The organism is Rivihabitans pingtungensis, assembly GCF_003201855.1.
GTDB lineage: Bacteria > Pseudomonadota > Gammaproteobacteria > Burkholderiales > Aquaspirillaceae > Rivihabitans > Rivihabitans pingtungensis.
On the sequence record NZ_QJKI01000001.1, the window covers coordinates 50,446 to 62,237 of the forward strand.

An 11,792-nucleotide genomic window follows, 5' to 3' on the forward strand; every position below is an offset into this window, starting at 1 on the left:
GTCTTTAATGAATCTGATTCTGGAACCCTCATGAGCCCTTCCCCCCGTTACCGTCGCCCCGGCCTGCCGCCCTTGCCCGCCGGTTTTGCTGCCCGTCATGCCCATGATTTTCTGGGGGCGGATCACCAACGCAATGCCCGCCGGGTCGGCGGGGTGATGGCGCTGACCCTGGCCATGATGGTCGGTGAAATCCTGGCCGGCACCTGGTTTGGCTCGATGGCGCTGCTGGCCGATGGCTGGCATATGGCCACCCACGCCGGGGCGATGCTGATCACCGTGCTGGCTTATCGCTATGCCCAACGTGCCGCAGGCGAGGCGCGCCACAGCTTTGGCGCCGGCAAGGTGGGCGACCTGGCGGGTTTTGCCAGCGCGCTGATCCTGATTGGCGTGGCGCTGATCATGGCCTGGGAAAGCGTGGCGCGCTTGCTGGCGCCCACACCGATCGAATATGGCGAGGCCATCGCCGTGGCTGCGCTGGGGCTGGCGGTAAACCTGGTCTCGGCCTGGCTGCTGCACGATGATCACGCCCATCATCATCACGGCCACGACCATGGCCACAACCATGCCGGCCATCATCATCACGATCACCACGACCACAATTTGCGCGCGGCTTATCTGCATGTGCTGGCCGATGCCCTGACCTCGGTGCTGGCGATTGTGGCGCTCTTGCTGGGCCAGCGTTATGGCTGGAGCTGGCTGGATCCGGTCATGGGGCTGGTGGGGGCGGTGGTGATTGTGCGGTGGGGCCGTGGCTTGTTGCACAGCACGGCGGATGTGCTGCTGGATGCGGCGCCGTCCGGGATGACCGAGGCGATTACCCAGGCGCTGGGCGACGATGTCGGCGTGCTGGATTTGCACGTCTGGCAAATCGGCCCAGGCCAGCATGCCGCCATTGTGGCGCTGAGCGCGGCGCGCCCGGCCAGCCCGGCCGCCTACAAGGCCAGATTGACCGGGGTGAGCGGCTTGGCGCATGTCAATGTGGAAGTCCACGCGGCCTGAGGGTGTGCCGCCCTCCTGGTCAGGTGTGCGGCCGCAGGCAGTAAAAACACAGTACGGTCAGGCCACGTCACAAGGTCAGGAGGTTTTGTGAGCGGCGGCTAACAAGACAATGCCCGCACGCCGTTGGCGTCCACCGCCAGATAGCCGCCGCCCTCGTCGCGCCAGTCGCGGATCACCCAGCGCTGGCGGGCTTGGCCGTGGTGTGTCCATTGGTGGTGGGCCGGGCGGTGGGTGTGGCCGTGGATCAGCACACTGCCGCTGGGCGCGGCGTTGAGCAGTTCGTCCACGGCGTCTTGATTGACGTCCATGATGGCGGCGCTTTTGTGCATCTTGGCCTGGCCGGTCTCCTGGCGCACCGCACCCACCAGCCGCGCGCGCCAGGCCAGCGGCAGGGCCAGAAATAGCCATTGCCGCCAGCGCTGGCGCACCTTGCGGCGAAACCGCTGGTAGGCGACATCATCACGGCACAGCGCGTCGCCATGGCATAGCAGATACGGCCGGCCATACAGCGTCAGCGCGTGCGGCTCGCTCAGCAGCGTGGCGCCGCTGGCGCGGCAAAAGCCGGCGCCCAATAAAAAATCCCGGTTGCCGGGCAGCACATAGAGTGGCGTTTGCCGGGCAAACGCCGCCAGCCAGCTCAGACAGTCGCGGGTGAATGGCCGGTCGTCGTCGTCGCCCAGCCAGAATTCGAATAAATCGCCCAGGATATACAGCGCCTCCACCTGGCCGGCGTGCGCGCGCAAAAACGCCTGAAAACGGGCGTTAAGCGCCGGTGTGTCGGGCGAGAGGTGCAAGTCAGCAAGAAACAGGGTGGTCACAAGGCGGCAGGCGGGCAAACAGAAAAGAAAGGCCCGGCGCGCCGCCAGGGGCGCGCCGGGCGGGCGGCGTCATGCCAAGTCACGGCAGGGCGCGCGCACCGGCTTATTTAGGCAGCGTCTTCGATGATTTCCGCCTTGATGATCTGCACTTCTTCCACCGGTACGTCCTGATGCGGGCCGTGGCGGCCGGTTTTCACCGTCTTGATCTTGTCCACCACGTCCTGGCCTTCCACCACTTCGCCAAACACGCAGTAGCCCCAGCCTTGCAGGTTTTCTGCGGTGAAGTTCAGCGGGGCGTTGTCGGCCACGTTGATGAAGAACTGGGCGGTGGCCGAGTGCGGGGCCATGGTGCGCGCCATGGCGATGGTGTACGGCTTGTTGGACAGGCCGTTGTTGGCTTCGTTGGGGATGGCTTCGCCGGTGGGCTTTTGCACCATGCCGCTGGCAAAGCCGCCGCCCTGGATCATGAAGCCATTGATCACACGGTGAAACAGCGTGCCGTCGTAGTGGCCGTTGCGCACGTATTCTTCGAAGTTGGCCACGGTCTTGGGGGCTTTTTCCGGGTACAGTTGCAGGGTGATGTCACCCAGGGTGGTGGTCAGCTTGATCATGTAGAGTCTTCCTCGTCAAAAAACAGTCGCCGCCGGCCGAACGCCGGGGCGAAATGGTCATCGTCAGGTGGGCAAACGCCGCCCGCGCCCGGCCGTGAAGCCAGGGCGCGGCGGGATTATTCGGTTTTCAGCACCACGGCTTTTTCAATCACCACGGCGCTGACCGGCATATCCTGGTACATGCCGCGGGTGGTGGTCGGCGTCTTGGCGATGCGCTCGACCACGTCCATGCCCTGGGTCACCCGACCAAACACCGCATAGCCCCAGCCTTGCATGCTCTGGCCGCGATGGTTGAGAAATTCATTATTGGCCACGTTGATGAAAAATTGCGCGGTGGCCGAATGCGGGGCCATGGTGCGCGCCATGGCCAGTGTGCCCGGCTCGTTTTTCAGGCCGTTATTGGCCTCGTTGGCGATCGGCGCGCGGGTGGGGCGCTCGACCATGGTTTTGTCAAAGCCGCCGCCCTGCACCATAAAGCCGGCAATCACCCGGTGAAACACCGTGCCATTGTATTGGCCATCGTTGACATAGCGCAGAAAGTTTTCCACCGACTTGGGGGCTTTTTCTGGGTAGAGCTCCAGCTCGATCTTGCCCAGATTGGTGGTCAGCTCCACTTTCGGGTTGGCCGCCCAGACCAGCGCGGGCAGCAGGGTGAACAGCACGAGGGTAAGCAGCTTGCGCATCAGCAATATCCTGTCAGTACAGCGGTGAGTTTGGGTATCATGGCGGCGCTCGCCGCCCCGTCGCGGCGCATTCTACCACTTCTGCCCAGACTGTTTCTGCTGCCATGCCTGTTCTCTATTCTGTTGCCCTCTTGATCTGCTCCAATGTGTTCATGACCTTTGCCTGGTACGCCCACCTGAAAAACCACGCCGCCAGCCCGTGGTGGATGGCGGCGCTGGCCAGCTGGGGCATCGCCCTGTTTGAATACCTGCTGCAAGTGCCGGCCAACCGCATCGGCTACGGCGTGCTGAACCTGTCGCAGCTGAAGATCATCCAGGAGGTGATTTCGCTCAGCGTGTTCATCCCGTTTGCCGTGTTGTATATGGATCAGCCGTTCAAGTGGGATTATGTCTGGGCGGCGCTGTGCATTCTGGGGGCGGTGTATTTTATGTTTCGGGGGTAACAGAGCGTCGCCCCCTGGCGTTGTTGTACCGTCTTGCCGTACTTGTTGCACTGTCTGCGCGCGCCTGGCCAGGCGCGCTGTGCTGCGTTTTATGCGCGTGCTTATTCCTCCGCGCCCTCATCGCTGAGTTTGAAGCGAATGGGGATTTCCACTTTTGACTCCACTGGCGTTTGCCCCTGGCGGGCCGGCACAAAGCGCCAGCGCCGCACGGCGGCCAGCGCCGCCTGATCCAGCGCCGACACGCCGCTGCTGCGCAACACGCTGGCCTGCGCGCATTCGCCCGCAGCAGACACTTCCACACTCAACCACACCACACCCTGCTGGCCGCGCTGGCGCGCCTGCCAGGGATAGTCGGGCGGCGGGTTGTGCAGGTAGGCGGCCTGCCAACGGGCGGGGGTGCGCGCTTCGCCGCCGCCCGCGCCTGCCGCTGGGCCTGTGCTGGCGGCGGCTGAGTTGGCGCTGTTGTTGCTGGACGATGCCGCCGCCGCTGGTGCGCTGGCTGGCGCAGCCGCCGCCGGGGTGGCGCTTGGGCTGGGCGTGCTCAGCGGGCGGGTGGACGCCGGCCGTGGCTCGGGCTTGCGGGCAGGCGGCGTCGGGCGCGGCTCGGGGGGGGTCGTGTGTTTAGGCGCAGGTGGCATGGGCGCGGCGGGCAAGGGGCTGGCTGGCGCACTGGCGGCCGGGCCGACGGGCAGCAGGCGCACCGCCAACGGCTCGCCCGCGGTGGGCGGCGTGGGGGCGTGGCGCGGCCACAGCGTGAGTGCGCTCACATGCAACAGCAATGAAATCACCAACCCCAGCGCCCAGCGCCTATCCCATTCAGCGGACGCCCGCCATGTCAAAGACATCGTAATTAACCCTTGATTTTTGACATCCTCCCCAGCCTTCAGGCCGGAGATTCCTACGGCGTTCAGGCGCGGCATTGCGCCACCCCTGAATCGCTTCGGTGAGTTCCTGCTGCTGGCGGCATGACTGCACCGCTCACTTCACAGGCTAACCGGGCGTGTCCCGCCCTTAATACGTTAATCGCGCCGACGACATCGGCGTTTTCTTCAAAGCCGCATTCGACGCATTCAAACTTGGCTTGTGTCTGTCGATTGTCTTTCGACACATGGCCGCAACTCGGACAGGTGCGGCTCGTGTTCTGCGGCGGCACGGCGATGAGATGTCCGCCGTTCCACGCCAGCTTGTAGTCCAACTGGCGGCGGAACTCGGCCCAGCCTTGGTCGAGGATGGCCTTGTTCAGGCCGGACTTGGCCCGAACCTTTCTGCCCGGACTTTCGGTTGTGCCTGCCGCCGATTTGGACATGTTCCGCACCTGCAAGTCCTCGATACACACCATCGCGTGGTTTTGGCTGATCGTGGTGGAGGTCTTGTGCAGGTAGTCGCGGCGGGCATTGCCGATGCGGGCGTGGATGCGTTGCACTCTGGCTTTCGCCTTCTTCCAGTTGCTGCTGAATTTCACTTTGCGGCTCATCGTCTGCTGCGCTTTCCGCAGAGCCGTTTCATGCCGCTTGAAACTGTTGAGCGGCGCGTAGAACACGCCGTCCGAGAGCGTGGCGAACCGGGCAATGCCCATGTCGATGCCGACCGCGCCGCCGTTGGGGATGGGCTGTTCGACCTCACGTTCGGTCTGGATGCTCACGAACCATTTTCCGCAAGACTGGCTCACGGTGATGTTCCTCACCGCGCCCAGCACCTCGCGGCTGTTGCGGTAGCGCAGCCAGCCGAGCTTGGGCAGGAAGATGCGGCAGTTGGACTGATCGAGCTTGACCTGTTTCGGGTCGGGGTAGCGGAAGCTGTCGGACTGGTTTTTTTTCTTGAAGCGCGGGAAGTCGGCTCGCTTGGCAAAGAAGTTGCTGTAGGCCCGTTCCAGGTCTTTAAGCGTCTGTTGCTGCGTGTGTGCCGGCCCCTCGGACAGCCATGGCGCAGTGCGTCCCGATGGCAGCGGTGCGCCGTTGCGCCATGCCGTGAGTTCCTTGCACAGTCCAGCGTAGCCGAGCTTCTTCTCCCCTTGCTCGTAGCGCGTTTTCTGCAAGTTCAGCGCCTCGTTGAACACGACACGGCACAAGCCGGCGAAGCGGCGCATCTGGCGCTGCTGTTCGCCGTTCGGCATCAGTTCGTATTTGAAGGCTTGAAGTCGTTGCATGGCTCAATCATATCCCAAAGGACGGCTGCGCCGTCCGCGCTATCCTTCCCCGGCCTGAAGGCTGAGGCTTGTCGCGCACTGGGTCAGGCACATAAAGTGCTAAGATTACCGGCGCTAAGAGCGGCTAACAAAACCCTCCTGGCGTTGTTGCCCGACCTTGCCGGACTACCCGCACTGTCTGCGCACGCCTAGCCAGGATCGCTTCGATCGCTTCGCTGAGTTTTGTGAGCCGCTCCAAGAAGGCCATGCGAGCCTTCCGCATCGTCCCGGCCCCCGCCCCAGGGCGGCAAGACGCCAGCACGCCAGCCACACCCTGCGCCAGACGCGGCCATGCAGAAGCCGCCCGGCGCCATGTTCAGGGTGCGCCGTGGCCAAGAGCGCCGGCCGGATCAGGAGAGAGACTATCCCGGCGCCTGCCGGCACAAGGAAGCCCCAATTCATGTCTGCTGCCGCCTCACCCACAGCACGCTGGTTTCGCCCGCGCCTGCTGGACACCCTGCGTGGGTATTCATTTGCTACGTTTCGTGACGATCTGGCCGCCGGCGTGGTGGTTGGCATCGTCGCCCTGCCCTTGGCGATGGCGTTTGCCATGGCCAGCGGCGTCAGCCCGCAAGCCGGCATTTTCACCGCGGTGATTGCCGGCTGTTTGATTTCCGCGCTGGGCGGCACCCGCCTGTGCATTGGCGGGCCCACCGGAGCGTATATTGTCATCCTGTATGGCATCGCCGTGAAGTACGGCGTAGCCAATTTATTGCTGTGCACGTTTTTGGCCGGCTTGATGCTGATCGCCATGGGCCTGCTGCGCATGGGGCAGATCATCAAGTTTTTCCCCATGCCGCTGGTGACGGGCTTCACCAATGGCATTGCCGTGCTGATCTTTCTGACTCAGCTGAAAGACTTTTTTGGCCTGCCGGTGGCGCAGATGCCCTCAGGGTTTTTTGCCACCCTGCAAACGCTGAACCAGACGCTGGCGCAGTTTCACCCGGCCACCCTGGCGCTGTCGGCCGGCTGCCTGGCGCTGATTGTGTTCTGGCCGAAAAAGCTCAACAAACTGCTGCCCGCGCCGTTTGTGGCGCTGGTGCTGGCCAGTGTGCTGACTGCCGCGCTGGCGCTGCCGGTGGCTACCATCGGCAGCAAGTTTGGCGGCATCCCGCAGGGGCTGCCGGAATTTCGCATGCTGACGCTGGATCTGAACCACCTGTCCGACCTTTTGGCCCCGGCCTTCACCATTGCCCTGCTGGGGGCGATTGAATCCTTGCTGTGCGCGGTGGTGGCAGATTCAATGACCGGCGACAAGCACGATGCCAATCAAGAGCTGATTGCCCAAGGCATCGCCAATGTGGTGGTGCCGTTTTTTGGTGGCATCGCCGCCACCGGCGCCATTGCCCGCACCGCCACCAATATCAATAACGGCGGCAAAACGCCAATGGCCGGCATCATCCACGCCCTCTTGCTGCTGCTGATCATCCTGGTTGCCGCGCCGCTGGCGCGCTATATCCCCCTGGCGGCGCTGGCGGCGATCTTGATTTCGGTGGCGCTGAAAATGGGCGACTGGGACATCCGCAAGGCGCTGCATTTTCCCAAGCGCGACACCTTGATTGTGGCGGTGACTTTTGCCCTGACCGTGGCGTTTGACCTTACCGTGGCGGTGCAAATCGGCCTGTTGCTGGCTGCGGTGTTTTTTATCCAGCGCATGGCCAGCAGCACCACGGTGCAAAAGCTGCAACCCGAGCACGCGTATCTGTTTGAGCGCCACTCGATTGCCGGCAAAACCCTGCCCGACGGCTGCGCGGCGTTTCGGGTGGAAGGCGCGCTGTTTTTTGGCGCCGCCGACACCCTGGACACCGTGCTGGCCGGCAGCGCCGGCTGCAAGGTGGTGATTTTGCAAATGCACCGGTTAGTCTTGCTGGACACCACCGGCTTATTGGCGCTGGACGAGCTCAACGACAAGCTGCGCCAGGGCGGCCGCGCACTGGTGCTGTGCGGGGCCGGCGGCGACACCGCCAAGATGCTGGTGGATTCGCAACTGGCCGAGCATGTTGGCGAGCGCAATGTGCAGCCAGACCTGGCCGCCGCGCTGACCCGCGCGCAGGAGTTGCTGCGTACGGATAGTGTGTGACGTTTGCCTACGCCTGAAAACATCAAGCCGGCAGATGGATAGCCGGCTTGATGTTTTTATCGGCGTATGACATGTCGGCATGAATCGGCCGCCAGACTTTGCGCCAGTTGCTGCCACTGCCTTTCCCCGCCCGGCAACCCAAAGCGCAGCGCGCCGGGCAATACGCGTGTCCATACCCGTTGCGCCGCCAGCGCCTGGTGCAGGGCCTCGGCGTGCGGGTGTGGGCAGGTGCGAAACAGCGCCGTGCCCACCGAGGCCAGGCCGTGCTCGGCCAGCAGCGCCGCCAGGCGGGCGCTGTCTTGCGGCAGGCGTTGGCGGGCGGCGGCGATCCAGTCGGCGTCGGTCAGCGCGGCGTGGGCGATGTGTTGGGCGGCGGCGCTGATCGTCCATGGCCCTAACGCGGCGTCCAGCGCGGCCAGGATGGTCGGGTGGGCGGCCACCATGCCCAGGCGCAGCCCGGCCAGGCCAAAGAATTTGCCCAGCGAGCGCAGCACAATCAGATTGGGGTGGGCGTGCACCTGGCTGATCACGCTGGCCTCGGGGGTGGCGTCAATAAAGGCTTCGTCCACCAGCAGCCAGCCGCCGCGCTCGGCCAGCCGCCGTGCGCAGGCCAGCAGCACTTCCGGCTCGATGCATTCGCCGCCGGGGTTATTGGGCTGGCACAGCACCAGCACCTCGCTGTGGCCGGCGGCGTGCAGCAGTGCTTCGGTCCGGTGCGGGCAGTCGCTGAGCGCATGACCGGCGGCTTGCCAGCCCCAGCGGTGTTCGGCGTACATCGGCGCCGCCAGCGTCACCTGGCTGGCGCGGCGCAGGCGCGGCAGGGTGTGGATGGCGGCCTGGCTGCCGGCGCTGGCCAAGAGCGCATCGGCGCGGTAGTAGCTGCGCGCGGCGTCCAGCAGCGCGCTGGGCGGCGGCGGCAGCGCCTGCCACACACCATCTGGCAGCGGCGGCGGTGAATAGGGCTGCGGGTTCAGCGCGGCGGACAAATCCAGCCAATCGGCCGGCGCGCCGCCAAAGCGGGCGATGGCGGCGTGCAAATTGCCGCCGTGCGGCGGGCGCGGCGGCGGGGTGAGCAGGGCAGTCAGCGGCATGCCCACTCCCAGCCGGCGGCGGCCAGCACGGCCAGCGCCAGCCATAACAGGCAGCTGCCACGCACCAGCCGCCAGGCGCGTTCGATGTCGGCGGGCGCGGCGGGCCGGCCTTCGCCCAGCGGCGGGCGGATTTCGTCGATGCCGTCGTAGCGCGCCGCGCCGCCCAGGCTGAGGCCCAGCGCGCCAGCGCCAGCGGCCATCACCGGGCCGGCGTTGGGCGAGGGCCAGGCTGGCGCTTGGCTGCGCCAGCTGCGCCAGGCGCGTTGGCGCTCGCCCAGCAGCGCGTAGCTGAGCGCGGTCAGCCGCGCCGGCAGGTAGTTGAACACATCGTCCAGCCGGGCGGCGCAGCGGCCAAATAAATTAAAACGCGGCGAGCGGTAGCCCCACATGGCGTCCAGGGTGTTGGCCAGCCGGAAGGCCAGCACGCCGGGGCCGCCGGCCAGCATAAAGCAGAACAGCGCGCCAAACACCGCGTCGTTGCCGTTTTCCAGCAGGGATTCAACGGTGGCCTTGGCCAGTTCGTCCGGGCTGGCGTGGGCGGTGTCGCGGCTGACAATCCAGCCGGTGCGCTGGCGCGCTTCGTCCAGCCGGCCGGCGGCCAGCGCGCGGGCAATCGGCCGGGTGTGTTCGGCCAGGCTGCGCAGGCCCAGCGCGGCGTACAGCGCCAGCGCGTGCAGGCCGGCGGCCAGCGCCCAGCCGCTTGGGCTGTCGGGCAAGGCGGCCAGGAGCGCCGCCAGCGCCAGCGGCGCCGGGGCCACCAGCAGCGCCCAGGCCAGCGCGCCGCGCCACAGCCGCGCGCCGCCCCGGTTGAGCCGCGCTTCCAGCCGCTGCGCCAGCCAGCCAAAGCCCACCAGCGGATGCCAGCGGCGCGGCTCGCCCCACCAGGCGTCCAGGGCCACGCCGGCCAGCAGGCACAGCGCCAGCAACCAGGCCGGCAAGCCGCTCAGCATGGGCGGTCTTCCGCAGGCAAGAACAAGGCTGCCGCCTGCTCGGGGGCGGACGGAAAGTAGGCATGAAAATAACTGGCCTGCAAACTGCCCACCCGATAAATCGCCTCGCCGCGTCCGCCGCCGCGCTGGCTGACGGTGTGCGCCTGCGGCTCGGGCGGCAGCTCCAGCCGCGAATAATGAAACGTATGCCCGCGCAGCGCGCCCCAGGCTTGCCCACCCAGGCCGGCCAGCCGGTCTTGCATATGCGCCACGCCCGGCAGCAGGCCGGCCATGCCCCAGCTGTGGCCGTCCATGGTTTCGATGGCGTCGGCCAGCGCCATCATGCCGCCGCACTCGGCCCAGATCGGCAGGCCGGCGGCGTGGGCGGCGCGCACGCTGGCTTGCCAGGCGCGGGCGCGGCTGAGTGTTTCGGCGTGCAGCTCGGGGTAGCCGCCGGGCAGATACAGCGCGTCCACCCCGGCCGGGAGGGGCTGGTCGGCCAGTGGTGAGAATTCCACCAGCTCAGCGCCCAGCGCGCGCAGGCAGGCCAGATTGGCCGGGTAGACAAAGGCAAACGCGGCGTCGCGCGCCAGCGCCAGCCGGCGGCCGGCCAGCAGCGGCGGCAGCGCCGGGGCCGGCTCGGGCGGCAGGGTCAGGCGGGGCAGCGCCTGCCAGGCGGCGTCGTCCAGCACCAGGCTGTCGGCCAGCGCGTCCAGCCGGGCGTCAAAGTCGGCCAGCTCGTCGGGCAGGCCCAGGCCCAGATGGCGCTCGGGCAGTGACTGCGCCTGGCGCGGCAAATGGCCCAATAGCGGAATATCGCGCAGCGATTCGGCCACCATGGCGGCGTGGCTGTCGCCGGCCACCCGGTTGGCCAGCACGCCGGCCAGTTGCACCGGGCCGTAGTCGCGCAGGCCCAGCGCCAGCGCGCCAGCCGTTTGCGCCATGGCGCGCGCATCCAGCACCGCCAGCACCGGCAGGCCAAAGCGATTGGCCAGGTCGGCGGACGAGGGCGCGCCGTCGTACAAGCCCATCACGGCTTCCACCAGAATCCAGTCGGCGTCTTGCGCGGCGGCGGCCAGGCGTTGGCGGCAACCGGCTTCGCCCACCATCCATAAATCCAGAGTGTCCACCTCGGCGCCGCTGGCGCGCGCCAGGGTCAGCGGATCAAGAAAATCCGGCCCGGTTTTGAACGCCCGCACCCGTGCGCCGTCACGGCGCAGCCGGCGCGCCAGCGCGGCGGTGACCGTGGTTTTGCCCTGGCCCGAGGCGGCGGCGGCCACCAGGATGGCGCGCGCGCTCACCACTCGATCCCCGGCTGGGCGGCAATGCCGCTGGCAAAGGCGTGCTTGAGCAGCTGCATATCGGTGGCGGTGTCGGCCAGCTCGATCAGCGCGGGCGGCGCGCCACGGCCGGTGACCACCACATGCTGCATCGGCGGGCGGGCGGCCAGGTCATCGAGGACTTTTTCCAGGTCGAGGTATTGGTATTTGAGGGCGATGTTCAGCTCGTCCAGCACCACCAGGCCAATGGCCGGGTCGCGCAGCAGCTCGCATGCCTTGTCCCAGGCGCGTTCGGCGCTGGCGATGTCGCGGGCGCGGTCCTGGGTGTTCCAGGTGTAGCCCTCGCCCATCACATGAAACTGCACTTCGTCGGGAAAACGGCGAAAAAACTGCTCTTCGCCAGTGGCGATGGCGCCCTTGATGAACTGGACAATGCCCACTTTCATGCCATGGCCCAGTGCGCGCGCCACCATGCCAAAGGCGCTGGAGCTTTTGCCCTTGCCATTGCCGCATGTCACCAGCAGCACGCCGGCCTGGCCTTGCGCCTGGGCGATGCGGTCATCAATCAGCGCCTTTTTGCGCGCCATGCGGGCGCGGTGGCGTTCGGCGCGGGCGGGGTCTTCCGAAGGGGTTGCAGCTGCGGTCATGGGGGGCGTCCTTGGCGAAAAAGCAG

12 protein-coding genes are annotated in these 11,792 nt (G+C 66.5%); 3 read left to right on the plus strand and 9 right to left on the minus strand.

The window, feature by feature from the left end; genetic code table 11:
• The first annotated feature begins 30 nt into the window (after positions 1–30).
• A complete protein-coding gene (gene dmeF, locus DFR34_RS00230) occupies positions 31–999 on the plus strand; it encodes a CDF family Co(II)/Ni(II) efflux transporter DmeF (protein WP_110389152.1) in 969 nt (322 codons plus the stop codon).
• 98 nt (positions 1,000–1,097) lie between these two features.
• Here dmeF and DFR34_RS00235 read toward each other — a convergent pair whose 3' ends face one another.
• From DFR34_RS00235 to DFR34_RS00245, 3 genes are all read right to left on the minus strand, one after another.
• Positions 1,098–1,817: a UDP-2,3-diacylglucosamine diphosphatase gene (locus tag DFR34_RS00235; protein ID WP_110389153.1), complete on the minus strand. Its 720-nt coding sequence runs from the start codon at positions 1,815–1,817 to the stop codon at positions 1,098–1,100.
• 107 nt (positions 1,818–1,924) lie between these two features.
• The gene (locus tag DFR34_RS00240; protein WP_110389154.1) at positions 1,925–2,428 is read right to left on the minus strand and encodes a peptidylprolyl isomerase; all 504 of its coding nucleotides are present in this window, start codon (positions 2,426–2,428) and stop codon (positions 1,925–1,927) included.
• Between the two features lie 116 nt (positions 2,429–2,544).
• Positions 2,545–3,111, minus strand: a complete 567-nt coding sequence (locus DFR34_RS00245; RefSeq protein ID WP_110389155.1) for a peptidylprolyl isomerase — start codon at positions 3,109–3,111, stop codon at positions 2,545–2,547.
• Positions 3,112–3,215: 104 nt separating this feature from the next.
• Between DFR34_RS00245 and DFR34_RS00250 the strand changes: the two genes are divergently transcribed.
• On the plus strand, positions 3,216–3,554 hold the full coding sequence (locus DFR34_RS00250; RefSeq protein WP_110389156.1) for a DMT family protein: 339 nt from the start codon (positions 3,216–3,218) through the stop codon (positions 3,552–3,554).
• 101 nt (positions 3,555–3,655) lie between these two features.
• Here the strand turns inward: DFR34_RS00250 and DFR34_RS00255 are convergent, their stop codons facing one another.
• Positions 3,656–4,321, minus strand: a complete 666-nt coding sequence (locus DFR34_RS00255) for an energy transducer TonB (RefSeq protein ID WP_158281698.1) — start codon at positions 4,319–4,321, stop codon at positions 3,656–3,658.
• 140 nt (positions 4,322–4,461) lie between these two features.
• Positions 4,462–5,700, minus strand: coding sequence for an RNA-guided endonuclease InsQ/TnpB family protein (locus DFR34_RS00260; RefSeq protein ID WP_110389158.1), 1,239 nt, complete (start codon positions 5,698–5,700; stop codon positions 4,462–4,464).
• A gap of 439 nt (positions 5,701–6,139) precedes the next feature.
• Here DFR34_RS00260 and DFR34_RS00265 point away from each other — a divergent pair, with 439 nt between their 5' ends.
• Positions 6,140–7,819, plus strand: coding sequence for a SulP family inorganic anion transporter (locus DFR34_RS00265; RefSeq protein WP_110389159.1), 1,680 nt, complete (start codon positions 6,140–6,142; stop codon positions 7,817–7,819).
• A 56-nt stretch (positions 7,820–7,875) separates the two neighbouring features.
• Here the strand turns inward: DFR34_RS00265 and cobD are convergent, their stop codons facing one another.
• Genes cobD through cobO form a run of 4 tightly spaced genes read right to left on the minus strand, consistent with a single transcriptional unit; the run spans position 7,876 to position 11,766 of the window.
• Positions 7,876–8,910: a threonine-phosphate decarboxylase CobD gene (gene cobD, locus DFR34_RS00270; RefSeq protein WP_110389448.1), complete on the minus strand. Its 1,035-nt coding sequence runs from the start codon at positions 8,908–8,910 to the stop codon at positions 7,876–7,878.
• Positions 8,901–9,860, minus strand: coding sequence for an adenosylcobinamide-phosphate synthase CbiB (gene cbiB / locus DFR34_RS00275; RefSeq protein ID WP_110389160.1), 960 nt, complete (start codon positions 9,858–9,860; stop codon positions 8,901–8,903). The genes cobD and cbiB overlap by 10 nt, the downstream gene beginning before the upstream one ends.
• Positions 9,854–11,140: a cobyrinic acid a,c-diamide synthase CobB gene (locus DFR34_RS00280; RefSeq protein ID WP_245906768.1), complete on the minus strand. Its 1,287-nt coding sequence runs from the start codon at positions 11,138–11,140 to the stop codon at positions 9,854–9,856. The genes cbiB and DFR34_RS00280 overlap by 7 nt, the downstream gene beginning before the upstream one ends.
• Entirely contained in the window at positions 11,137–11,766 is a 630-nt protein-coding gene (gene cobO / locus DFR34_RS00285) for a cob(I)yrinic acid a,c-diamide adenosyltransferase (protein WP_110389162.1), read from the minus strand. Before cobO ends, DFR34_RS00280 begins: the two co-directional genes overlap by 4 nt.
• Positions 11,767–11,792 lie beyond the last annotated feature (26 nt).

Bases quoted from the DNA above. Each gene is read 5' to 3' on its own strand.
- dmeF (WP_110389152.1), top strand. From the start codon at position 31: ATGAGCCCTTCCCCCCGTTACCGTCGCCCCGGCCTGCCGCCCTTGCCC.
- DFR34_RS00240 (WP_110389154.1), bottom strand. From the start codon at position 2,428: ATGATCAAGCTGACCACCACCCTGGGTGACATCACCCTGCAACTGTAC.
- DFR34_RS00245 (WP_110389155.1), bottom strand. From the start codon at position 3,111: ATGCGCAAGCTGCTTACCCTCGTGCTGTTCACCCTGCTGCCCGCGCTG.
- DFR34_RS00250 (WP_110389156.1), top strand. From the start codon at position 3,216: ATGCCTGTTCTCTATTCTGTTGCCCTCTTGATCTGCTCCAATGTGTTC.
- DFR34_RS00260 (WP_110389158.1), bottom strand. From the start codon at position 5,700: ATGCAACGACTTCAAGCCTTCAAATACGAACTGATGCCGAACGGCGAA.
- DFR34_RS00265 (WP_110389159.1), top strand. From the start codon at position 6,140: ATGTCTGCTGCCGCCTCACCCACAGCACGCTGGTTTCGCCCGCGCCTG.
- cobD (WP_110389448.1), bottom strand. From the start codon at position 8,910: ATGCCGCTGACTGCCCTGCTCACCCCGCCGCCGCGCCCGCCGCACGGC.
- cbiB (WP_110389160.1), bottom strand. From the start codon at position 9,860: ATGCTGAGCGGCTTGCCGGCCTGGTTGCTGGCGCTGTGCCTGCTGGCC.
- cobO (WP_110389162.1), bottom strand. From the start codon at position 11,766: ATGACCGCAGCTGCAACCCCTTCGGAAGACCCCGCCCGCGCCGAACGC.